Below are 24,657 nucleotides of genomic sequence, written 5' to 3' on the forward strand. Positions count from 1 at the left end.
ATGATTTCAAAAGACCTCAAAACACTTTTAAAAATCCTTTCTTTAGATAACATATCTGTTATTGATGCTTCCATTTCTAAAAGCGATTATACTGCAATCGATTTATCGCAAGCCAATAAAGACCTGCTCACTTTCGATATTTCTTCCTCTCAATCTTGGGAAACTTACATTACCAATTACCTTAAAATACACAACAAAAAAGTAGCCTTTGGTGGTTATTTAGAGCAACGTGGTATTTATAACCGTAGCGATTATTTTAATAATCAAAATCCAGAAACCGAACGCAACATCCATTTAGGTTTAGATTTATGGGTAGATGCTGGAACGTCTGTTTTAGCAGCTTTTAATGGCGAAATCCATAGTTTTAAGGATAATACTAACTTTGGTGATTATGGACCAACTATCATTCTGCAACATGAGTTAGATGGTTTAGTATTCTATACGCTTTATGGGCATTTATCTCGAGAATCTTTAACGCGTTTAAAAGTAGGAGCGAAGGTAAGTCAAGGAGATCTTATTGCTCATTTAGGCAAAGCCGAAGTTAATGGTGATTATGCGCCACATTTACACTTTCAAATTATAGGCAATTTACAACACCGTGTTGGCGATTATCCAGGTGTTTGTGCTGCAAAAGATTTAGCGTTTTATAAGGAGAATACTTTTAATCCTGAGATTGTTTTGGGGTTGTGATATTAGGAATTTATTAATTACTCCATATAATCTTTCCAATAATTAATCAAAAACATTGCGTTGCGCAGCTGTTTTTCCAAAGTAAAAACCAGCAATAACAAATAAGCCATCTGCTATTATAAACCAAAGTTCTTTTGGTAGATAGAACATATTAAAAAATGTTGCTAAAACCATGACTGCGCCAACAATGTAAGCAGGTATCATACTTGTTTTAGAAATTAAACCAGCGATAAACATACCAGCAATTGGCCCAATAAAATGTGCAATAATTACAAAAATTTTTGCTCCAATTGGAATGTTACTCATATTTGCTTTTAACCATTCCATATCCATAGGGTTTGCACCTTCTGGAAGCGGAAAAAAAGCTTGCCCAAGAACGGTTTCAAAAAGATAAACTGTAGCAGAAGCGACTACAAGGCCAGCAATAGTTGCGAGTATGTTTCTAAGCATGATGGTGTTATTTAAATTGCGATAAATGTTAGATAATAAAATTACGAAATATAAATGAATCTGCCATTGCGAAAATGCAAGCGTCATAGTGAGCCTGCCTGTCGGCAGACAAGGACGAAGGACGCGGCAATCTCATAATTTTAGCTCAAAAGTTACAGATTGCCACGACGTTCCTGCGTCACTTCTCGTAATGACGACATAAAGAATTATTGACACGTTAAGGTTTATTTGTTCGAGTTGAGCCTGAAAGTGCGAAGTATCGAGAACTATCGATAGCTTCTCGATACAAATTGATTCATGACCTCACCAATTCACTCGAAGTGACAGTGACTTTTCCTCGCAAAGACGTTTTACTATAGTGACATAAAAAAAATCCCAAAGCTAATTGCTTCGGGATTTTGTATTTATGAGATTCCTGCCTTCGCAGGAATTTATCTAGTCATTTACAAGAACCCATTCACCTTTAGCAATTAAAGGTTCGGCTTGCTTGTATTTTACGGTTTTATTTTCACCACTCATAACGTGCTTGATAGTCACACGATCGTTACGTCCAATTTTTGGAGCATCGCGAACTATAGTTTCTACTACCTGACGCTGTTGTTGTGTATTTCCAGCTTGTCTGTTTTGTGCAGAACGTTCATCGAGATTAGGAATTTCGTCTTTTTGTGTTTGAAGATTTTCCTTTCTTTTAGTTTGTTTTGCTTCGCTAATAGCGTTTGTGTTTTCGGTTGGCAATTCACCCTTAAATAAGAAAGAAATAACATCTTTATTTACCTGGTCAATCATACTTTTAAACAACTCAAACGCTTCAAACTTATAAATTAACAACGGATCTTTTTGCTCATGAACCGCTAATTGTACCGATTGCTTTAACTCATCCATTTTACGTAAATGCGTTTTCCATGCATCGTCTATAATGGCAAGTGTAATGTTTTTTTCAAAATCGTTTACCAGTTCTTTACCTTTAGACTCGTAAGCTCGTTCTAAATCTGTAACCACTTGTAATGTCTTTTTACCATCGGTAAAAGGCACAACAATACGTTTGTATTTGTCGCCTTGATTTTCGTAAACGTCTTTAATAACCGGGAAGGCAACTTCTGCATTTCTTTCCATTTTCGCTTTATAATGGTCGAAAGCAGCAGTATAAATACGTCTTGTAATTTCCTGAGCTGAGAGCTTATTAAATTCGGCTTCAGAGACTGGTGAAGGCATTGAGAAATAACGAATGAGTTCGAATTCAAAATTCTTAAAGTCACTTGCACCTTTGTTGGTTTCAGAAATGCCTTCCGAAGTATCGAAAATCATATTTGCTAAATCCACGCGTAAACGTTCACCATTTAAGGCATTAAAACGACGTTTGTAAACCACTTCACGTTGCGAGTTCATAACATCATCATACTCTAATAATCGCTTTCTTACACCAAAGTTGTTTTCCTCTACTTTTTTCTGTGCACGCTCAATAGATTTAGAAATCATAGAATGCTGAATGACTTCACCTTCCTTTAATCCCATTTTATCCATCATTTTGGCAATACGCTCACTACCAAATAAACGCATTAAATTATCTTCTAAAGACACATAAAACTGCGAACTTCCAGGATCTCCCTGTCGACCAGCACGACCACGTAACTGTCTGTCTACACGACGCGAATCGTGACGCTCTGTACCAACAATGGCTAAACCACCAGCGGCTTTTACTTCTTCGCTTAATTTAATATCTGTACCACGACCAGCCATGTTTGTTGCAATGGTTACTTGCCCTGCATTTCCTGCTTGTGCTACAATATCTGCCTCTTTTTTGTGTTGTTTTGCGTTTAAGACGTTATGGTCTATTTTACGAATACTCAACATTTTACCAAGTAACTCCGAAATTTCAACGTTTGTAGTACCAATTAAAACTGGTCGTCCCTGTTGCGATAAATTTGTTACCTCGTCTATTACTGCATTGTATTTTTCACGCTTGGTTTTGTAAACTAAATCTTCTCTATCTTTTCTTGCAATAGGTCTGTTGGTAGGAATTTCTACTACGTCTAATTTATAGATTTCCCAAAGTTCACCAGCTTCTGTTACTGCAGTACCTGTCATACCAGACAGTTTGCGGTACATTCTAAAATAATTTTGAAGCGTTACCGTTGCAAAGGTTTGCGTAGCATCTTCAATTTTTACATTTTCCTTGGCTTCAATCGCCTGGTGTAAACCGTCGCTGTAACGACGACCATCCATAATACGACCTGTTTGCTCATCTACAATCATTACCTTATTGTCCATAACAACGTACTGGTTGTCTTTTTCGAATAAAGCGTATGCTTTTAATAACTGATTTAAGGTATGTATGCGTTCAGATTTTATTCCGAACTCTCTAAATAAATCTTCTTTTAACTCTGCTTCTTCTTCAGACGATAAGCCTTTAGCTTCAATTTTAGCAATCTCAATACCAATTTCTGGCATGACAAAGAAATCTGGATTGTCTTTACCAGAAATGTATTCTACACCTTTATCGGTTAATTCAATTTGATTATTTTTTTCTTCAATAACGTAATACAAAGCTTCATCAACCTTTGGCATCTCTCTATTGTTGTCTGCCATGTATTGGTTCTCTGTTTTCTGAAGGATTTGTTTTACACCTTCTTCACTTAAAAACTTAATTAAAGCTTTGTTTTTTGGGATACCTCTATACACTCTTAGCAGTTGAAAACCACCTTCTTTGGTGTCGCCTTCGGCAATTAGTTTTTTAGCATCAACCAATGTTTGTGTTAATGCTTTACGTTGTACAGCAACAATATCTTCTACTTTAGGCTTAAGCGCATCAAACTCATGCTGGTCTCCTTTTGGTATGGGACCAGAAATAATTAATGGTGTTCTGGCATCATCGACCAGTACAGAATCTACCTCATCGACAATAGCGTAGTGGTGTGGACGTTGTACTAAATCGTCTGGGGAATTTGCCATGTTATCACGCAGGTAATCGAAACCAAATTCGTTATTGGTACCATAAGTAATATCTGCATTATAAGCTTTTCTACGACCGTCGCTATTAGGTTTGTGGTAATCTATACAATCTATGGTCATACCATGAAATTGAAAAATTGGTGCCATCCAAGCCATATCACGTTTAGCTAAGTAGTCGTTTACCGTTACTAAATGCACGCCTTTTTCGGCTAAGGCATTTAAGTAAACCGGTAATGTTGCTACTAAGGTTTTACCTTCACCAGTTTGCATCTCTGCGATTTTACCTTGGTGCATGGCTACACCACCAATTAGTTGCACATCGTAGTGAATCATGTCCCAAGTAATTGGTTTTCCAACCGCATCCCAAGAATTAGACCAGGTGGCTTTGTCGCCATCTAAGGTTACATAGTCTCCCATGCCTGAAACTTCCCTGTCAAACGGACTTGCTGTTACAGTAATTTGGGTATTATTAGTAAAACGTTTTGCAGTTTCTTTAACAACAGCAAATGCTTCTGGTAAAATTTCGTTTAATGTTTCCTCAACGGCTTGGTAACTTTCGTCTTCAATTTTATCAATTTCCTGATAAATATCTTCACGTCTGTCTATATCTTCGGTAGCTTCGGCTTCTGTTCTAAGGGCTTCTTTACGCTCGTTAAACGGTTTACGTGTGTTGGCAATAATAGCTTTAAATTGTGTTGTTTTTGCTCTTAACTCATCGTGAGATAAGGCTTCAAGAGCAGCTTCGAACGTTTTAATTTTATCTACTATTGGCGTGATGGATTTAACGTCTTGTTTAGACTTGTCTCCAACAAATACTTTTAGTACTGAATCTAAAAAACTCATAGTTTATTTTATATTTTTTGTCTAAGAGCACTCCGACTGTGCTCTTCCGAAACTTTCGGAAGCGACATTATTTTTGATTTATTTTAAGACCTCACGTATTTTGAGGCAGACAATAGCATTTAAATATAACCAAGTAACACTTGTTTTGCTTTGTCTCACCACACGTACTGCCGAAGTGCGTATAGTGTATTTATATGCCCTTTTAAAAAAGGGTTTAAATATACGTTTTGTGTGCTTCATTTCTAAAAATTAAAGCACAAAAAAAGCCTCAAATTGAGACTTTTTTATTGTTTGTTGTTATTTAATATTCGTCCTCGTTCCAGAGGTAGTCTTCATCTGTTGGGTAATCAGGCCAAATTTCTTCGATAGAATCGTAAGAATCGCCTTCATCTTCAATAGCTTGTAAATTTTCAGTAACTTCTAAAGGCGCACCTGTTCTAATAGCGTAATCTATAAGTTCGTCTTTAGTTGCTGGCCAAGGTGCATCACTTAAATGAGATGCTAATTCTAATGTCCAATACATTTTTTAATAGGTTTATTTTTTTGCAAAAATAAATTTTTAGTTTTAATAGGCAAGAAAAAAGTGAATTAATTTTTCAGTAATAAAAAAGAACGTCATTTTTCACCGAAACTATTTGGAACTAAATATTTTGCAGTGTTATTTAATCGCAGCTAAAAGTTGAAGTGTTCTCTGTTGCGCTAATGCTTTTCAGGAATCCATTTTACTTCGTCTGCTTGTAAGTCATGAGACAACTTTCGTGCCAATACAAAAAGGTAGTCAGAAAGGCGGTTTAAATAAATAAGAGCTTCCGGTAAAAATGGCTCTATATCGTTTAATGCAGAAGCCAAACGCTCTGCACGACGGCAAACACAACGCGCAATGTGACAGAATGACACCGTTTGGTGACCTCCAGGAAGTACAAAATGCGTCATTTGCGGTAAGTCTTCATTCATAGCATCCATTTCATGTTCTAATAGTTCTATATCTTCGACTGAGATTTTATTAATGTTTAAACGTTCCTTTCCGTTTTTTAATATCATTTTTTCAGGATCTGTAGCCAAAATAGCACCAACTGTAAAGAGTTTATTTTGAATAGTGATTAAAATAGCTTTATAGTGTGCGTTTATATTTTGATCGCGAATAAGACCAATGTGAGAATTTAGTTCATCTACAGTGCCATAGCTGTCTATACGAATATGATGCTTGGGAACACGTGTGCCACCAAACAATGCTGTTGTGCCTTTATCTCCTGTTTTTGTGTATACTTTCATGTGTTCAAAGTTAAATATTAAAAGTTGAAAGTTAAAAGTTGTGAAGTTAAAAGTTGAGAAGTTGTGAAGTTGGGAGGTTGTGAAGTTGGAAAGTTAGAAAGTGAGAAAGTGAGAAAGTTAGAAAGTTGGAAAGTTGAGAAGTTGAGAAGTTGTGAAGTTGGGAGTTTAAAAAGTTTTATTGACTATTATTTAAATTTTCTATTGTTTCTTTTTTTCTTGTAGCTGTCTTTAAAAGAGGTATCTCTTTTTCTTGGTGTACCAATAAAAATGACAATTAATAGTAATATGATAATTGAAATGGTAATCATAAATTATACTCTTATTGTAAAATGTTCTTTGGCTTGTTCTTGTCTAAAAAACACTATACCCCAAAAAAATGTGTCTATGGTTACTGTTACTTTGGGATGATTTTTAATAATATTCCAGGCTTCTGTCATCTCTTTAGACCAGTAAATATCATCGAAAATAAAAACAGAGTCATTAGTTGCGGTCGGTAGCAGCGTTTCAAAATAATCTAATGTGGCTTGTTTTTGGTGGTTGCCATCGAAATAAATCAAATCATACTTGCTGTTGCTTAAAGGCGCTATTACGTTTCCAAAATCCCCTGTATGCACATCGATATTTTTTAAATTGAATTGTGAAAACGTTCCTTTTGTAAATGCCGAAATGTTCGGGCAGCCTTCAATAGTTGTAATTTTAGATTCGGGATTTCCAAGATACATGGCATGTGTTGCAATGCCCATAGAGGTACCTAATTCTAATATGGTTTTGGGTTGAAAATACTTTACCAAACGATAAAATAATTTAGCACGATGTTTCGTTGTACCAGCGTTTTTAGCAATTTTAGAAACCACTCTCGTGTTACTTTTTGTAGTTTGCGATCCAGCGCCTAAATCTGTTACTTCTATAGTTTTGTTGCTTGCCAGCAACTTGTTTCTGTACGCTTTTAATTGTTCATAATTACTATCATTTGTTTTATCGTAGAAACATTTAGTTACTAAATTATAAACGAAGGGCGATTGTACGCCATGTTGGTTTTTAGAGCGTAACCAAAATTTAATATAGGCTATAATTAATTTTCGCATTAATAGTTTTCTATTGTTCGATTTATGGATTATTCGATAGCTCGGTTTTAAATAACTGTTAATATTTTAATCTTCTAATTTTTCAGCTAATTCCAGCCATCGCATTTCTTTTTCTTCAATACTATCTAAAATTATTTGAAGTTCTTGTGATAAGGTGTTAATTTCATCTGGCGCTAAATCTGGATTTAAGAATTTTTTCTCTAATTCGGTTTTGTCGAATTCCAAAGACTTAATTTTACTTTCTAAATTTTTATATTCTTTCTGCTCGTTATAAGACAATTTTACATTGCTATCCTTTTTCCAGTTTTTCTTTTCTTTTTTGTCGTCTTCTTCCGTAATGTTGTTAACAGGTTTGCTATCATCATAAGCTCTAAAGTCGCTATAATTACCTGGAAAATCTTCCACAACACCATCTCCTCTAAATACAAAAAGATGATCTACTATTTTATCCATAAAATAACGATCATGCGAAACGACTAACAGGCATCCAGGGAAATCTAACAAGAAACTTTCTAAGACGTTTAAGGTGACTATATCTAAATCGTTTGTAGGCTCATCTAAAATTAAGAAGTTAGGATTCTGAATTAATACCGTGCATAAATAAAGGCGTTTACGTTCGCCGCCACTTAGTTTTTCTACAAAATCGTATTGTTTTTTTCTATCGAATAAAAAGCGTTCTAATAATTGCTGCGCACTAATTTGACGTCCTTTTTTTAACGGAATATAATCGCCAAACTCTCTCACAACATCTATTACCTTCTGATTTGGTTTAGGTGTGATTCCGCTTTGAGTGTAATAGCCAAACTTAACCGTCTCCCCAATTATAATCTTTCCTGAATCTGGCTGAGCGGTTTGCGTTAAAATATTTAAGAAAGTGGATTTTCCGGTTCCATTTTTACCAATTATTCCGGCACGTTCTCCTTTTTGAAACATATAGCTAAACCCATCTAAAATCACTTTGTCTTTATAGGATTTCGATACTTTTTTTAGTTCTACAATTTTGCTTCCCAAGCGCTCCATGTTTAACTCTAATTGAATTTCATGATCTTTACGACGCTGGCTTGCTTTGTGTTTAATTTCGGTAAAGTCGTCTATTCTGGATTTCGATTTTGTGGTTCGCGCTTTGGGTTGTCTGCGCATCCAGGTTAATTCTTTTTTATAAAGTTGTTTTGCTTTGCCAGTTTCTACATTTTGCTGTTCTATTCTGGCTTCCTTTTTCTCTAAATAATAGGAGTAGTTACCTTTGTATGAGAATAATTCACCTTGATCGAGTTCTAATATTTCGTTACAAACACGTTCTAAAAAGTAGCGATCGTGCGTTACCATAAATAAGGTAATATTTTCTTTGGCAAAAAAATCTTCCAGCCATTCTATCATTTCTAAATCTAAATGGTTTGTAGGTTCATCTAAAATTAACAGGTCTGGTTTATTAATTAAAGCATTGGCTAAAGAGAGACGTTTTTTTTGTCCGCCAGACATACTGCTTACCTTTTGCTGTAGGTTATCGAGCTTCAGTTTAAAAAGAATTTGCTTGTATTGCGTTTCGAAATCCCAAGCATTTTGAATGTCCATTTGCTCGAATGCTGCTTGATAGGCTTCGGTGTCTTCTGGATTTAAAAGCGCTTTTTCGTAGTTTTTAATGACATCGAGAATAGGGTTGTCGCTACTAAAAATGGTGTCTTCGACCGTTAGTTTAGAATCTAAATACGGTTCTTGTGGTAAAAAGGAGACCTTAATATCTTTTCTAAAAATAACGTTCCCAGTGTCTGGTTCGTCGGTTTTTTCAAGGATGTTTAAAATGGAGGTTTTTCCGGTACCATTTTTAGCTACAAATGCCACTTTCTGGTCTTTGTGTATGCTAAACGACAGGTTTTCGAAGAGTGTTAACTCTCCGTAAGATTTCGATATATTTTCAACGGTTAGATAGTTCAATGGTCAATTTTTTTACAAATAACGGATAAAAAACCAAAAAATCCGATAAAAGTTTTGAAATTCACGACGAAAGGTTATATTTGTGGCAAATCAAAGCACCCAAAAATGAATAAATTTATAGTTGCTATTGCTATACTATTCAGTGTATTATGTTCGTCTTGCATCACTAATAAGGACGTTGTTTATCTTCAGGATAAAGGTACAGAAGTAAATGATACTTTATTGTTAAAAGATATGGGTAAACCGTATCGTGTTCAAATTAACGATATTCTAAGTATAAATATAAAGTCTACAAATAAAGAAATTACAACATTATTAGAAATTTTTCAGCCTGTAGAAAACACTACATCTGCAGGAGGGCAGGAAGCGCTTTATTTTAATGGCTTTACGGTAGATTTACATGGAAATATAGAATTTCCAATTTTGGGTAAAATTAATGTGTTAGGCTATACTACCGATGAAATAAATGCCAAGGTAAAGCAGGCGTTATTAGATAATTATTTAAAAGATGTCTCTCAAATATTTATTACGGTTAAATTAGCTGGTTTACGTTATACAGTCATGGGAGAAACAGGTGGAAGTGGTGTTTATACTTTGTTTCAGGATCGTGTAAACATACTTGAAGCTTTAGCTAATGCAGGTGATATAAAAAATACAGGAGACCGTACAGATGTAAAGATTATTAGGCAATATCCTGGCGGACAAAAAATCCATCATATCGATTTAACAGATATTGCTGCGTTAAATTCTGCTTACTATTATATTCAACCAAACGATATTATCATGGTTAAGCCTTTAAAACGAAAAGCTTTAGGAGCTGGAGAAACAGCAGCACAGACCTTTACTACTATTGCTTCTATATTTTCAGTATTAGTTTCTACTTATTTTTTAGCGAGGAATCTATAAATTTTAGTTTATGAATGATGAATTTGATTTAATAGAGTCTTCCCAACCTGCTTTCGATATAAAAGCCTTTTTATTTCGTGCACTTAGGTATTGGTGGTTATTTATTTTGTGTATTGGTATTGGCGTTTTTATTATTTATCAGCAAAATATTAGAAAGCAAGCCTCTTACCGTTTGAGTACACAAATTTCTGTAGAAGATGAAACCAATCCGTTATTTACCTCAAACACCAGTTTAACCTTTAATTGGGGAGGTGTTTCTGGAAAGGTTAATACTATACAAACTTCACTGCGTTCCCGTTCCATTCATGAAAAAGTAGTGGATAGTCTGGAGTATTACATTACCTATTTAAAACAATCGCGCTTTAGAAAAGACGATGTGTATAAAGAAGCACCATTTAAAGTGCAACTAACGCCAAATACGTTTCAGGTTTTAAATCATGATATACAAATTACGTTTATAGATTCTATCGCTTTTAAACTAACAACTAATTTTGAGAAGAGTGTAGTGGCTGTTCAAAATTACACAGACAAAACTATAGAAAATACCGACGTTGCCATTGGTGAGGATAGCAAACAATATAAAATAGGAGAACAAATAACCACACCTTTTTTTAACGGAAGCATTGTGTTGCGTCCAAAAAGGAAAGTAAATTCAGGAACTGTTTATTTCTTTAAATTTGAAAATTTTAACGGTGTAGTTGGCAAGTATAAAAGTAAGCTGGCTATTAGTAACCCTAAGGCGTCTGCTATTTTAAATTTGAGTATGACAGACCATAACAAAGGTAAAATAGTTGATTATTTAAATACAACAGTTAAAATTTTAAGTGATGATCATCTTGAAAAAAAGAATCAGTTTGTTACCAATACAATTAATTTTATAGACGGACAGCTTGGTCGCGTAAAATCTAAATTAACCTCTAATGTCGATTCTATTAACGATTTTAGAGCGCAAAACAAAGTATTTAATATAGATGAAGAAAGCACGACTATAAATACCAAATTATCGGCATTAGAAATAGAGAGAGATAATGTTAATAGGCAGTTAGCGTATTATGCAAGTTTAAAAACATATTTAGAAAACAGCCAGGATTTTACCGAGCTACCTGCACCATCTTTAGCTGGTGTGGACGATGGTAATATTCAGGCGAATATTAGCAGAATAAATGCACTGTCTGTGCAAAAAGCTAATTTTGAAAAAACGGTAAGAAGTGATGCCTCAATTTTTGCCGATTTAAACAGAAAAATAGATGCCTTAAAACGTGTGCTTATAGAAAATATTAGTACGGCAACCAGTGGATTAAACCGGGAATTAAATAATATAAATTCTAAGATTGGAAGTGCTAATTCTAAAATAAGAAAGTTACCTAAAAATCAACAAAAATTGCTTGATATCCAACGCCAATATGCATTAAACGAGCAAACGTATAATGTATTCCTTGCAAAACGCGGTGAAGCAGATATTATAAAATCAGCAAGTGTAAGTGATATTAACGTAATTGATAAAGCGAAAGATACAGGTGCGCAACCAATAGATTTAAAATTGAGCTCTCGCTATATGATAGCGATATTTGGAGGTATTTTACCACCACTATTATTAGCTTTTTTAATTACATTTTTCGATAATAAATTACACAGTCCAAAGGAGTTAGAAACACAATCTAACATCCCATTATTGGGAGTTGTTGGTAACAATACATTAGACAATAATTTAGCAGTACACCGAAAACCAAAATCTACAATAGCAGAAGCTTTTAGAGCGATACGAACCAGTTTACAGTACATGTATAAAAAGCATGAATTGGAAGGTACAAAAACGGTAATGGTAACCTCTTCGGTAAGTGGAGAGGGTAAAACATTTTGTTCTATAAATATTGCTACAGTATTTGCATTAAGCGGTAAGAAAACTATTTTAGTAGGTTTAGATTTAAGGAAACCCAAGATTTTTGGCGATTTTAATATTCAAAATGATATTGGAGCGGTAAATTATTTAATCGGTCAAAAAAATTTAGAAGCAGTAACACAAGTTTCTGGAGTAGAAAATTTAGACATTATTACCTCTGGACCTATACCACCTAATCCATCGGAGCTTTTAATTGGCGATAAAATGGACGCTTTAATAGCCGAGTTAAAGGAAAAATACGATTATATTATTCTCGATACACCACCAGTAGGTTTGGTTGCAGATGCCTTGGAGCTGCTGGATTATGCAGATGCCTCGCTTTATGTAGTAAGACAAAACTACACTAAAAAGGGCATGTTAAATCTTATTAATGATAAGCATAAAAAAGGAGAAGTTAAAAACCTGAGTTTTATTTATAACGGTTACAACCAAAAAGGAAGTTATGGCTATGGTTATGGCTACGGTTACGGTTATGGCTATGGTTATGGCGCTTATGGTAACGGTTATCATGAAAACGATGAAAAAAATAAGGGTGTAATTAATCGAATAAAGGGAATGTTTAAACTGTAATTTATTTAAAATGAATAGCTACCACGATACCGATATTTCCCAGCTTCAGTTTTTAGTAACTGGTGGCGCTGGTTTTATTGGGTCTCATATTGTAGCTTATTTATTAAACAATAATGCAAAAAAAGTACGTGTATTAGATAATTTATCTAATGGCTATATGGCTAATATTGAAATGTTTTTAAAGCATCCTAATGTTGAATTTATTGAAGGGGATATTAGAGATTTAGAAACCTGTAAACTAGCTATGCAAGATATAGACTATGTTAGTCATCAGGCAGCCTTAGGTTCTGTGCCACGTTCCATAAATGACCCAATAACATCTAACAATGTTAATGTGTCTGGTTTTTTAAACATGTTAGTAGCTTTAAAGGAAAGTAATACCGTAAAGCGTATGGTTTATGCGGCCTCCAGTTCCACATATGGCGATAGTAAGTCCTTACCAAAAATTGAAGATACTATTGGAAAACCGTTATCACCTTATGCCGTTACAAAATATGTTAACGAATTATATGCCGATGTGTTTGGTAAAACCTATAATACAGATGTTATAGGTTTACGCTACTTTAATGTGTTTGGGCCCAAGCAAAGTCCAAAAGGCGCTTATGCTGCAGTTATTCCGTTATTTATGGAAGCCGTAAAGCAAGATAAAGCAGCCAATATAAACGGAGATGGTAACCAAACCCGAGATTTTACCTATGTCGAAAATGCAGTACAAGCGAATATAAAAGGTTTTTTTGCATCTGATAATGCTAAAAATGAAGTGTTTAACATTGCCTGCAACGAACGTATAAGTGTAAATAATTTGTGGCAGATGATTAATACTTCAGCAGAAAAAGATATTAAAGCTACTCATGGACCAGATCGCGCTGGCGATGTGCGCGATTCACTTGCGGATATTACTAAAGCTGAAAAATTATTAGGTTACATACCACAGATTACGGTAAAAGAGGGTATTGCTAAAACCTGGAATTATTTTAAAACCAATAATAGTGAGTAGAACAGATACATCGCAAGATTGGTTATATACCATTTCGCCAAAGAAGAAAATGTTAGATTTTAACTTTAGAGAAATCTGGAGGTATAAAGATTTACTTTTCTTATTTGTAAAAAGAGATGTAATCACACTATATAAACAAACCATTTTAGGACCATTATGGTATTTAATACAGCCTTTAATAACCTCTGTAATTTTTACCATTATTTTTAATGGTATAGCTAATATTGAGATAGGAGCAGGAGTACATCCTTTTCTTTTTAATTTAGCAGGTATAACAATTTGGAGTTATTTTACGGAATGCTTAAAAGGTACCAGTGACTCGTTTAAAAAGAACCAAAATATTTTTAGTAAAGTCTATTTCCCAAGAGTTATAATGCCCTTAACAACAGTAATATCTGCACTGTTAAAGTTTGGAATACAATTTTTAATCTTTATTGGGTTTTACGTTTATTTTTATTTAAATGATGAAGCTGGATCCTTAGCCCTTAATATTATATGGTTATTTCCTGTTTTAGTAGTGTTAATGGGATTATTAGGACTTGGATTAGGTATGATTATATCGTCTTTAACCACAAAATATAGAGATCTTACCTTTTTGGTAGGCTTTGGAGTGCAACTGCTTATGTATATTTCTGCTGTTATGTACCCTATTGATGTTGCCACAAAAAAAATAGCAAATAATTTTCCGGATAGTGCGTCAATAATAAACCCTTTAATTAAAAATAACCCTCTGTCAAATGTTGTTGAAACATTTAGGTATTTGTTTTTTTCACAAGGTTCTTTTTCAATTAAAAGTATCATCTTCACATTAATTGTTACCATATTAATTACACTAATAGGTTTAGTGATTTTTAATAAAACTGAAAAAAGTTTCATCGATACGGTTTAAATATGAAAGAGCAGGACATCATTTTAAAAGCCGAAAATATTTCTAAACAATATCGTTTAGGCTTAGTTGGTACAGGAACTATAAGTCACGATTTAAATAGGTGGTGGTACAGAATACGTGGTAAAGAAGACCCTTATTTAAAGGTTGGCGAAAGTAACGATCGCAGCACGAAAGGAGAATCGCAATACGTTTGGGCATTAAAGGATATTAATTTTGAAGTAAAACGTGGAGAAGTTTTAGGTATTATTGGTAAAAATGGAGCAGGAAAATCGACACTTTTAAAGATACTTTCAAAAGTTACAGGACCAACTACTGGTGAAATAAAAACCAGAGGACGTATAGCCTCTTTGTTAGAAGTTGGTACTGGTTTTCATGGCGAAATGACAGGTCGGGAGAACATTTTTTTAAATGGTGCTATTCTGGGTATGACTAAAAAAGAAATCATATCAAAAATAGATGAAATAATTGACTTTTCAGGTTGCGAACGCTACATAGATACACCAGTAAAACGTTATAGTTCTGGTATGACCGTACGTTTAGCCTTCGCTGTAGCAGCATTTTTAGAACCAGAAATTTTAGTGATTGATGAGGTGTTGGCTGTTGGTGATGTAGAATTTCAAAAAAAGGCTATAGGTAAAATGCAGGATATTTCTCGAGGTGAAGGAAGAACAGTACTTTTTGTTAGCCATAATATGGCCGCTGTAAAAAGTCTCTGTACGAGAGGTATCGTTTTAGAACAAGGAAAAATAGTCTTCGAAGGAGACAGCAACGCTTCAGTAAATTATTACCTTGATAATGCATACAAATTATCTTCCCAACCAATTATTGAAAGAAAGGACAGAAAAGGGAACCATAAATTGAAAATTCAGGACATTTTTGTAGAAAACCATGAGGGTGTAAGAGTAGGCGAACTGCACTCTGGAGAAGCCTACAAAATTGTATTTGAATACAAAAAGTTTAAAGATATCATTGCTAAACAGTTTACTATTGTACTGCAATTTAAAAATGAAAATGATGAGATTGTCAACACAATTGCTACAGATGAGTTAGGGACAGTATTTACAGAGATTAAGGAACAAGGGAGAATAGAAATATTAATACCTAAATTACAATTTAGAGAAGGAAATTATGCAATGAATTATATGTTAAGCGAGAAGCCATCTTTTAATACACCACATGTAGTAATAGACTATTTGCAAGATGCGTTTACAATGCATGTGCTAAAAGGAGACTATTGGAAATCTGGAATTTTAAACAGACCCAAAGGTTTTATACAAGAAGCATCGATACAAATAGTTTAGATTGAAATAAATAAAGAAGCTTTAATAAAGTAATATCATTGATAGACAGTAGAACTTACATAAGAGACTTTATTTTAAACATTGAACGTGATTTTCCTGTAAATAATTGGAAAGCTAACGGCATCCATTTATGGCCATATTTAAGAATAAAGCTTTTTTTTTATCTTATAAAAACGATAGAAGTTACACCTCCAGGAACTCTGGTTTCAAGATCCAATAATCAAGAAAAAAAAACCTTATTTAAACAGTTAAAACGAGCCTTAAGTAAAGGGATTATAAAAATTAAACGAATTAAAACCTACTACTTTTGGAAAAGAAAAATAGAGACAAAGGAGATGGTCTTTGTTGGTTCAGATTCTCACAGAGTAGACTATCGTGGTAAAAAATTTAATAGATACTTTGATGTTTTAATTGAAAAAAATAATTGGCAGTCTGAATCTATATATTTTGAATACGCTTCCACTCTGGACAACCAATATAATTCGCAAAATGTTTTTAAATTTAGAGAAGCTTTAAGTGGTTTTCAAATTTTAAGAAAAGAAAAAAAATTAAACTTTTCATTTGAAGGCTATTCTGAGTTTTTGAATTATTTAGAAACTCAAGATAAATTTAGAGCATACATAGATGCTCATACCATTACAAAACTAACAAGTTGGTGTAGTAAAATATTCTTTTCGAAAAAGGAATTTTTTTCTGAAGCTTTAAAAAAAATTAAGCCAAAAAAAATTATAATACTTTGTTATTATTCCGAAGATATTTATCCGCTATTAGCAGCAGCTAATCAATTAAATATTGAGACAATAGAAATGCAACATGGACCTCAAAACAAATTACACTTAAGTTACGGAAGCTGGTCTGTTGTGCCTTTAAAAGGTTATGATATTTTACCAAGAACCTTTTGGTGCTGGGATGAGTTTAGTAAGCGTGAAATTGAGCAATGGACCGAAAAAAACAGCCTGTATACTGTGGTGAATACCGGAAATCCATGGATTAATTATTGGAAAGAAAAAGAGAATGATTATGGTTATAAAGATTTTGTGCTCTATAGTTTACAACCCATACCAATACCTTATGAGGTGCTATTTACACCAACAATTATAAAAGCTATTAAAGCGTGTAGTAGAAAATGGTTCATTAGAGTCCATCCAAGACAAATACAAGATATAGATAAAATAAAAAATACTCTAAAAGCGAATAATGTTTTGCATTTAGTCAACCTGGAAAACGCGACTCATGATGCGCTTCCTCAATTATTATTAAATTGCTGCCTTCATGTAACACATTCGTCTGGAACAGCATTAGAAGCTAATTATTTTAATAAAAAGACCGTTTTACTAAATGAAATGGGACTAAAATATTATCCGCATTTAATAGAAAAAGGTAATGCTAAATTTATTGACTACAAATCTAATGATTTAAGCTTTCAATTAAATACACTAATAAGTAATTTGCCAGAATGGGAATAAAGTCTAAAATACTAGGGAAATTGAAATTAATGCTTGATGACTATAACTCAATAAGTAGTAATAAAATAGCCAAAAAGACACATATACAAGGTTCTGTAATTGGAAAAGAGGTTGAGATCAATAATGAAACAAAAATTTTCTTTTCTCAATTAAATGGGCCAATTACTATTGATCGTAAATGCTCGATTCAACATTCAGTAATACAAGGCAAAATAAATATAAGCAGTAATTGTAAGTTTTACCGTTGTCATTTATCTGGCGAAATAAATATTGGAAAGTATACAACTCTTTGGGGGCCAAATATTGACTTTAATACAATAGATCAAACCATATCAATTGGTCGCTTTTGTTCTATTGCTAGAAATGTTTCTTTTCAAACTTACAATCATAATCATAAAAAAGCCACAACTTACTTTATTGGACAACATGTTTTTAATGAATCATGGGAAAATGAGAGAGTATCAAAAGGTAATATTATAGTTGAAAACGATGTATGGATAGCAGCACATTGTGTTATATTAGGAGGTGTAACAATTAGTAATGGAGCAGTGGTTGCTGCAAATTCGGTTGTTACTAAAGATGTGCCTCCATATGCTATTGTTGCTGGTAGTCCAGCAAAAATTATAGGATATAGATTTAGTGAAGAACGCATAAAGGAATTGTTAAATACAAGATGGTGGAACTGGAGTGACCAAGAATTTATAGAGAATAAATCATTCTTTAAAAAAGAATTAGAATAATGGACTCGTCTCTTGTTTCGGTAATTATACCCACTTTTAATAAGGTTCAATTGGCAATTGAAACCTTAAAGAGTGTTCAAGCCCAAACATATAAAGATTGGGAATGTATAGTAATTGATGACGGATCTGATAAAGAAGATTTTCAAGCCTTAGAAACCTTTATACAAACCAACGATAAAATTACCTTACACAAGAGACCAAAATCAAGCGAAAAGGGAGCAAACGCTTGTAGAAATTACGGAGTGTCTTTAAGTAAAGGTAAATATTTGCAATTTTTCGATAGTGACGATTTAATGAAACCAGAATGTTTAGAGGGTAGAATAAACGCTATCAAAACTAATGATTTTGATTTCGTCGTTTTTAGCATGGCATTAATTTATGGACAAGAAAAAATGCAAGATAAAGATCTTTATTTTGTGACCGATTGGGACCAAGCTTTAAAGGCATTTTTAAAAAATAAAAAATTACCGTGGAACTTACAACGCACTTTATTTAAGTCCTCTTTAATTAAAGGTAAAATATTGTTTAATGAAAAATTAAAACGTTTTCAAGATGTAGAATTTAATATAAAAGTATTAATTGCCTGTCAACCAAAATTTATGATGTCGCAACAAATCGATTGTTATTATAGATTTGTTAGTGCGCAAAACAAGCGTAATAATCAGTTTAATTATGATGTTTTTCAATCTATTCCGGAGTTTTTAAAATCAATTAATGAGCTGGTTACTAGTGATGTTTTTGTGGTTTACCAAAAAGAATTTCAGGAACGCGTGTATATGTATATTAGTCTTTACACCGTTAAAAAAGTTACTTTTTCTCAACTTAAAGAAGTGCTTAAAGCATCCCGAAAATATATTAACCTTTCGCGTGCACAACAAATTCTATTAATTTTTTTATTCTATGGTAAGAAATATTTAGAGAATAATAAAGGAAAGAGACTCTATTTTAAATCTATAAAACAATTGTACACGTAACTTAAAAATGGCTAATCAACCACTAATATCTGTTTTAATACCAACTTATAACTGCGAAGATTATATAAAAGATGCTGTACAAAGTATTTTAAATCAGTCGTATTCAAATTTCGAGTGCATTATTATAGATGATTGTAGTACAGACCAAACAGTATCAAAAATAAAAGCTTTTAATGATAATAGAATAAAATTAATTGTAAAGCCCAAAAATTCTGGTTATACAAAGAGTTTAAATTATGGTTTAACAATCGCAAAAGGTAAATACATTGCTAGAATGGATGGTGATGATATTAGTTTGCCAAACCGTTTCGAGAAGCAAATTGAAGTGCTTGAAAAAAATCACGATATTGTAGTTTGTGGTTCTATTTTTAAAATATTAGATTCAGATGTGGTTATAAGTGCGCCAGAAGAACATGACGATATTAAATTAGCTTTGCTTCGAGAATCTTGTATTGGTCATCCAACAGCAATAATTAGAAAATCAACTTTAGATAAAAATAATATTAATTATAATACAGAGTATGAACCAGCCGAAGATTATGATTTGTGGGTAAGGTTATCTCAATTAGGAAAACTATATAATATTCAAGAAGTATTATTTTTATACCGTGTTCATGACAACCAAGTATCTACCACAAAGAAGGAGATACAACGTAAAAGCGCAAGTAAATCCAGATTTAATATGCTCTGTAGTTTAAATTTTGAATATACAGAGAAAGAAAAGGAAGCCTATATTAAACAATTTTCATATACCGAGAGACTTAAATTTAAGGAACTTTTATTATTAATAGGTATCAAAAAAAAAGCAATAGCATCAAATGTTAAGGCAAGTTTTAAAAAAAAAGATTTAATAAGCGTTTTGCTTGACTTTGAAGAAGAGAGTCTTAGGCAATATTTTATTGGCTCTAAACGCTATAATCCGTTAATGGTTTTTCAATATTTACATATTATTTTAATATCAAACTATCGACTATCTAATAAAAAATTTTTCAAATTATTTATTAAATCGATTTTTTTCCATAAAGCAAAAAGTAATGGTTAATAAAATACTTAGAGTCATTAAAGAGCAAGTAAAATTGCAAAGACTATCTTATTTACAGTTAAAAGAAATAGAGTGGGCACATATTTATCACGATAGTATTCGAGGTAAAGCAGCAATAGAGAAATTACCATTAAACATTGGAAGGTGGGCAGGCAACTATGCTTTTTTTTATTTGCTAAATAGAATTTTAACAGATTTTAAACCAAAAAGTATTTTAGAGTTAGGTTTAGGAGAGTCTACAAAATTTATTTCAACATTTATCGATAACTATGCGCAAGACACCAAACATATTATTATTGAGCATAACGCAGAGTGGAAAAATCTATTTTCAAGTAGCTTTAAACTTTCTGCACAGTCAGAAATAAAAATTTTAAATTTAATTGAAGAAGAAAACCAAGGACACAAGTATAAGAGTTATAGTGATATTAATAGTTTAAAGACGACTTTCAATCTTTATTTAATAGATGGTCCTTTAGGGAGTGACCGTTTTTCAAGATACGATTGTGTAACGCTTGCTAAAAATTTTAAAGAAGAAGACCAATTTATAATTCTGTTCGATGATTACGAAAGAGAGGCTGAAAAAGAAACAGCAGAAGATTTACTTAAGGTTTTAGAGAATAAGAATATTAAATTTTATACTAAAGAATTTAAAGGAAACAAAACAGTACTTGTAATAGCTACAAGTGCATACAAGTATATAACATCTGTTTAAGTGGCTCATTCGTTAATTAGTATTATAATTCCTGTCTTTAATCGCGAGACAATTATTAAGTCGACTTTAGATTCTATTTTAAAGCAAACTCACTCTAATTGGGAATGCCTAATCATAGACGATGGCAGTACAGATAATACAAAGAACACAATTAAAGAATATTCTAATAAGAATAAAAATTTTCAATGTATTAAGCGACCAAACCATCTTGTTAAAGGAGCAAACAGTTGTAGAAATTATGGTTTTACCATAGCAAAAGGAGAATACATTAACTGGTTTGATAGTGACGATATAATGAAACCTACTTTTTTAGAAGAAAAATTGAAAGCCTTTGAGAAAAATACAGATGCTGTAATACATAGAAACAACTATGCAAACTATGCACTGACCAATTTTAGAGACAGTAAATTTGAATACAATAACGGAAAGAATTTATTTTATAACTACGCCATGGAAAACATAGAAATCCAAACTTGTGGGTTTATGTGGCGAAAAAGGTTTTTAGAAGGAAAAAAACTTTTTGACGAGCACATTATGCGCTATCAGGATAACGAGTTTCATATACGTATGTTGGCTATCAAAACATTAAACGTCAAAATAATAGATAAAGTTTTAGCAACTATAAGAAGTGGAGATGAGCATGAAAGCCAAATTAGCTCTAAAACCAAATTAACCAAGCAAAAGTTATACGATGTTTTCTATTATCGCTATCAGTGCTTAAAATTAGCAAAGGAAGGAACAATTGCCGTCGATGCTGTTTTTAATAAAACGATTGCAAAAAAAACCTTGTGGGCATTTTATGCTGGTTTACGTTTTGAAAAAAGTTTTTTTAAACGCTTTAAGGATGTTTTAAAACATAACAACAAACTACATTACGTATATGCAAGCCCTCAAATAACAATTACAGACGGATTAAAATCACAATTCTATATACTTAAAACAATAGTTTTTAGATAATGGTATCCATAATAATTCCTATATATAATCGCGAGCATTTAATAGCTGAAACACTTCAGTCTATTAAAAATCAAACCTATACCGAATGGGAATGTATTATCGTGGATGATGGTAGTACAGATAATACAGTAAATGTCACTAAAGCCATTATAAAAGATGATAACCGTTTTCAACTACTACTAAGACCAAAAACAATTACTAAAGGTCCAAGTGCCTGTAGAAATTATGCGTTTACAAAAGCAAGAGGAAATCACATTCAATTTTTCGATAGTGATGATATTATGCATCCAGAGCATTTAAAACTAAAAACGGAAGCAATAAATAATAATGATTTGGTGGTGTGTAGACTTAAGTCGTTCTCTGGATCGTTTAAAGGTGTCAATGCGTATGAGTCTACTGCAGCTTTCTCAATTCCAGAAAATAGCTTCGAAGCTTTTGTTATAGGTAATTTTCCTATGATGATGGTTGCACCACTATGGAATAAATCTTCAATAAAACCTTATATGCCTATAAGGGAAGACATGCACATTCTCGAAGATCATGAATTATATGCAAGAGCGCTTTTTAAACCTAAAAAAATAGCAGTTGTAAATCAAGATTTAATTTTTTATCGTGTAGGAGCTTTATCTTCAACAAATAGCTTTTATTCCAATGTTGACTACGGCTTAGATTCTTACTTTAAAGCAAAAAGTACAGTTTTAAGTTTATCTAAAACTAATACCATTAAATTAGCAATATTAAAAATGACACTTGGCTTTTTTAGGCAGGCATTAGCAGAGCGTAATTTTAAAGCAGCAAATAAATGTATAGACTTTGTTAAAGATGAAAGATTATGTTATAGTTTTATTTTAAAAATTAAATTTTTACGTATTCGTTTTTTCTACACTGTATTTAAAATCGTTAAAAAAGGGGATACAAAATTTAAATCCTTATTTAAATTGTAATGAAAATATTAATGGTCGCCATACCAAATCATCATTTCTTTCAATGGGTAAACCAGCTGAAGGATTCTGGATACCAAGTCTATTGGTTCGATGTAACAGATGGAGGGCCAAAGTCTGAAAAAATAAATTGGGTTACTCAAATAAAAGGATGGAAATTAAAATGGGACTTTCCGTTTAGAACACGATTAAAGAAAAAGCAAAAAAGAATTTATAATTTCATTGAAAAATATAATGAAAATAGTACGTTGGAGACCTTTCAAACTCTAATGGAGGATGTTAAACCAGACATTGTTCATTGTTTTGAAATGCAATTGTCTGGATTGCCCATTTTGCCAGTTATGTTGCAAAATAAGATTCCGTTAATTTATTCTTCTTGGGGTAGTGATGTGTACTATTATAAACAATTAGGCATTAAGGAAGATAGTTTAAAACGCTTCTATAATCGTGCAAATTATTTAATTACAGATTGTATTCGCGATCATAACATCGCTGTAAAAAACGGTTATAAAAATAAGTTTTTAGGTGTTTTTCCCGGAAATGGAGGCTTAAGTATAGATAACTCTAAAATTAAACCAGCACCAAAAAGAAATACTATATTAATTAAGGGCTATGATGATGGTGTAGGTAAAGCGTCTTTAGTTTTAAATGCCTTAGAGCTTGTTGAAAAAGAGTTGCTAGTTAATAAAAACATAGTTGTTTATAGTGCAGACAATTGCATCGAACATCAAATCAAGACATCAAAAATTCTTTCGGCGCTTCCAATAACTATTTATTCAAGATTTACTTTTATTCAAAATAAAAAACTACTTGAATTAATGGGAGAATCTTCCATTCATGTTGCTAATAGCATATCAGACGGTATGCCAAATGCTTTGTTAGAAGCTATGTCTATGGGAGCGTTTCCTATACAATCTAACCCAGGAAATGTTACAGAAGAAGTAATTACTCATAATAAAAACGGACTTTTAATTAGTAATCCTTTAGATGCAAAAGAAATAGCTTCTCACATTACAAAGGCATTAAAAGATGAGTCACTTAGAGCATTTGCTCAAGATTTTAATTTAAAATTTATGCAAAAACACTATAAACGTACTACATTGCAACCAAAAATAGAAGCACTTTACCAATTCGTATACAATAAGGAAGTTTAAATGCAGATTTCATTTTTAATAGTTACTAAAAATCGACCAGAAGACTTAGTTCTTACTTTAAATAAGTTAAAAAAACTTATAGATTGCTCAATACACGAGGTTTTGGTATTTATAGATGGATGCGAAAAAACCGAGTCTGTTATTAAAGAATTTAATTGGGTTAAATGGTCAATTTCTAAACGAAGTATTAGTGCTTCACCAGCGAGAAATGCATTATATAAAAAAGCAAAAGGCGCTATTTTTATTGGCTTAGATGACGATGCACATCCTTTAAGCGAAAATTTCATTAAGGAGGTTGAAAATACGTTTAATGCAAATAAAAAGTTAGGAATCATTGCTTTTCAAGAAGTAAGAGGTTTGTTTCAATCGGATAAAGAGGCTTTAGAATATTCTAAAGAATTAGAATCCTATATCACAAATGATTTTGTTGGGTGCGGTTTTGCCATAAAAAAAGAAGTTTATAATAGAACGAACGGATTTCCTGTTTGGATAGATATTTATGGTGAAGAACCAGCGTTAGCATTAGAAGTTTTAGATTTGGGATATGCAATTTTATACCAACCATCTATTAAAGTAAACCATCGCGTAGATGCAGAAAAACGTAAAACGATGGGACGTAATTATTTTAGATTTGAAAGACAGTTAAAAAATACTGTTAGGTATTTTTTAGTGTATTATCCAAAGCCTGCTTTAAAAGTTATTAAAACTTTTGCTCATAACTTTAAAAAATATGCACTCAAAGACTTTTACTACTTTAAAGCTTTTGTAAAAGTGTTGTTTATAACACTTTTCGAATTGCCAAAAATATTGAAATATCGAAAGCCAGTAACGAGTGAAACATTAAAATTAAAAAGCCAATTAAAGCCACTTAAATATAGCTAATACAA

General features: G+C 32.5%; 21 protein-coding genes. 15 read left to right on the plus strand and 6 right to left on the minus strand.

The window, feature by feature from the left end; all coding sequences use genetic code 11:
* Complete coding sequence (locus ACVC43_RS09245) at nucleotides 1–690, plus strand: peptidoglycan DD-metalloendopeptidase family protein (protein WP_452224226.1); 690 nt, start codon at nucleotides 1–3, stop codon at nucleotides 688–690.
* Between the two features lie 42 nt (nucleotides 691–732).
* On the opposite strand, the gene ACVC43_RS09250 is transcribed toward ACVC43_RS09245, so the two are convergent.
* The 6 genes from ACVC43_RS09250 to ACVC43_RS09275 all read right to left on the minus strand — a co-directional run bounded on the left by ACVC43_RS09250 (nucleotide 733) and on the right by ACVC43_RS09275 (nucleotide 9,221).
* On the minus strand, nucleotides 733–1,140 hold the full coding sequence (locus ACVC43_RS09250) for a hypothetical protein (RefSeq protein ID WP_452224227.1): 408 nt from the start codon (nucleotides 1,138–1,140) through the stop codon (nucleotides 733–735).
* 435 nt (nucleotides 1,141–1,575) lie between these two features.
* A complete protein-coding gene (gene secA / locus ACVC43_RS09255) occupies nucleotides 1,576–4,932 on the minus strand; it encodes a preprotein translocase subunit SecA (protein ID WP_452224228.1) in 3,357 nt (1,118 codons plus the stop codon).
* 301 nt (nucleotides 4,933–5,233) lie between these two features.
* Entirely contained in the window at nucleotides 5,234–5,455 is a 222-nt protein-coding gene (locus ACVC43_RS09260; RefSeq protein ID WP_034057512.1) for a DUF2795 domain-containing protein, read from the minus strand.
* 176 nt (nucleotides 5,456–5,631) lie between these two features.
* Nucleotides 5,632–6,204, minus strand: a complete 573-nt coding sequence (locus ACVC43_RS09265; RefSeq protein ID WP_452224229.1) for a cob(I)yrinic acid a,c-diamide adenosyltransferase — start codon at nucleotides 6,202–6,204, stop codon at nucleotides 5,632–5,634.
* A 311-nt stretch (nucleotides 6,205–6,515) separates the two neighbouring features.
* Nucleotides 6,516–7,289, minus strand: coding sequence for an O-methyltransferase (locus ACVC43_RS09270; RefSeq protein WP_452224230.1), 774 nt, complete (start codon nucleotides 7,287–7,289; stop codon nucleotides 6,516–6,518).
* A 66-nt stretch (nucleotides 7,290–7,355) separates the two neighbouring features.
* On the minus strand, nucleotides 7,356–9,221 hold the full coding sequence (locus tag ACVC43_RS09275) for an ABC-F family ATP-binding cassette domain-containing protein (protein WP_452224231.1): 1,866 nt from the start codon (nucleotides 9,219–9,221) through the stop codon (nucleotides 7,356–7,358).
* Between the two features lie 105 nt (nucleotides 9,222–9,326).
* On the opposite strand from ACVC43_RS09275, the gene ACVC43_RS09280 reads away from it, so the two are divergent.
* Genes ACVC43_RS09280 through ACVC43_RS09345 form a run of 14 tightly spaced genes read left to right on the plus strand, consistent with a single transcriptional unit; the run spans nucleotide 9,327 to nucleotide 24,652 of the window.
* Nucleotides 9,327–10,127, plus strand: coding sequence for a polysaccharide biosynthesis/export family protein (locus ACVC43_RS09280; RefSeq protein ID WP_452224232.1), 801 nt, complete (start codon nucleotides 9,327–9,329; stop codon nucleotides 10,125–10,127).
* A 10-nt stretch (nucleotides 10,128–10,137) separates the two neighbouring features.
* The gene (locus ACVC43_RS09285) at nucleotides 10,138–12,597 is read left to right on the plus strand and encodes a GumC family protein (RefSeq protein WP_452224233.1); all 2,460 of its coding nucleotides are present in this window, start codon (nucleotides 10,138–10,140) and stop codon (nucleotides 12,595–12,597) included.
* Nucleotides 12,598–12,607: 10 nt separating this feature from the next.
* Nucleotides 12,608–13,594, plus strand: coding sequence for an SDR family oxidoreductase (locus ACVC43_RS09290; RefSeq protein ID WP_452224234.1), 987 nt, complete (start codon nucleotides 12,608–12,610; stop codon nucleotides 13,592–13,594).
* Nucleotides 13,587–14,483 (plus strand): ABC transporter permease, encoded by an 897-nt coding sequence (locus ACVC43_RS09295; protein ID WP_452224235.1) that lies wholly within the window; start codon nucleotides 13,587–13,589, stop codon nucleotides 14,481–14,483. Before ACVC43_RS09290 ends, ACVC43_RS09295 begins: the two co-directional genes overlap by 8 nt.
* A gap of 2 nt (nucleotides 14,484–14,485) precedes the next feature.
* Entirely contained in the window at nucleotides 14,486–15,784 is a 1,299-nt protein-coding gene (locus ACVC43_RS09300) for an ABC transporter ATP-binding protein (RefSeq protein WP_452224236.1), read from the plus strand.
* 38 nt (nucleotides 15,785–15,822) lie between these two features.
* The gene (locus ACVC43_RS09305; protein ID WP_452224237.1) at nucleotides 15,823–17,250 is read left to right on the plus strand and encodes a hypothetical protein; all 1,428 of its coding nucleotides are present in this window, start codon (nucleotides 15,823–15,825) and stop codon (nucleotides 17,248–17,250) included.
* Entirely contained in the window at nucleotides 17,241–17,990 is a 750-nt protein-coding gene (locus ACVC43_RS09310; protein ID WP_452224238.1) for a hypothetical protein, read from the plus strand. The genes ACVC43_RS09305 and ACVC43_RS09310 overlap by 10 nt, the downstream gene beginning before the upstream one ends.
* Complete coding sequence (locus ACVC43_RS09315; protein WP_452224239.1) at nucleotides 17,990–18,964, plus strand: glycosyltransferase family 2 protein; 975 nt, start codon at nucleotides 17,990–17,992, stop codon at nucleotides 18,962–18,964. The genes ACVC43_RS09310 and ACVC43_RS09315 overlap by 1 nt, the downstream gene beginning before the upstream one ends.
* 7 nt (nucleotides 18,965–18,971) lie before the next feature.
* Nucleotides 18,972–20,006, plus strand: coding sequence for a glycosyltransferase family 2 protein (locus ACVC43_RS09320; RefSeq protein ID WP_452224240.1), 1,035 nt, complete (start codon nucleotides 18,972–18,974; stop codon nucleotides 20,004–20,006).
* On the plus strand, nucleotides 19,999–20,718 hold the full coding sequence (locus tag ACVC43_RS09325; protein ID WP_452224241.1) for a hypothetical protein: 720 nt from the start codon (nucleotides 19,999–20,001) through the stop codon (nucleotides 20,716–20,718). Before ACVC43_RS09320 ends, ACVC43_RS09325 begins: the two co-directional genes overlap by 8 nt.
* A complete protein-coding gene (locus tag ACVC43_RS09330; RefSeq protein ID WP_452224242.1) occupies nucleotides 20,719–21,675 on the plus strand; it encodes a glycosyltransferase family 2 protein in 957 nt (318 codons plus the stop codon).
* Nucleotides 21,675–22,619, plus strand: a complete 945-nt coding sequence (locus ACVC43_RS09335) for a glycosyltransferase family 2 protein (protein WP_452224243.1) — start codon at nucleotides 21,675–21,677, stop codon at nucleotides 22,617–22,619. The genes ACVC43_RS09330 and ACVC43_RS09335 overlap by 1 nt, the downstream gene beginning before the upstream one ends.
* Nucleotides 22,619–23,770, plus strand: a complete 1,152-nt coding sequence (locus ACVC43_RS09340; RefSeq protein WP_452224244.1) for a glycosyltransferase family 4 protein — start codon at nucleotides 22,619–22,621, stop codon at nucleotides 23,768–23,770. The genes ACVC43_RS09335 and ACVC43_RS09340 overlap by 1 nt, the downstream gene beginning before the upstream one ends.
* Nucleotides 23,771–24,652, plus strand: a complete 882-nt coding sequence (locus ACVC43_RS09345) for a glycosyltransferase family 2 protein (protein WP_452224245.1) — start codon at nucleotides 23,771–23,773, stop codon at nucleotides 24,650–24,652. It abuts the gene before it with no gap.
* Nucleotides 24,653–24,657: the final 5 nt, after the last annotated feature.

This window comes from Lacinutrix chionoecetis (assembly GCF_053604665.1).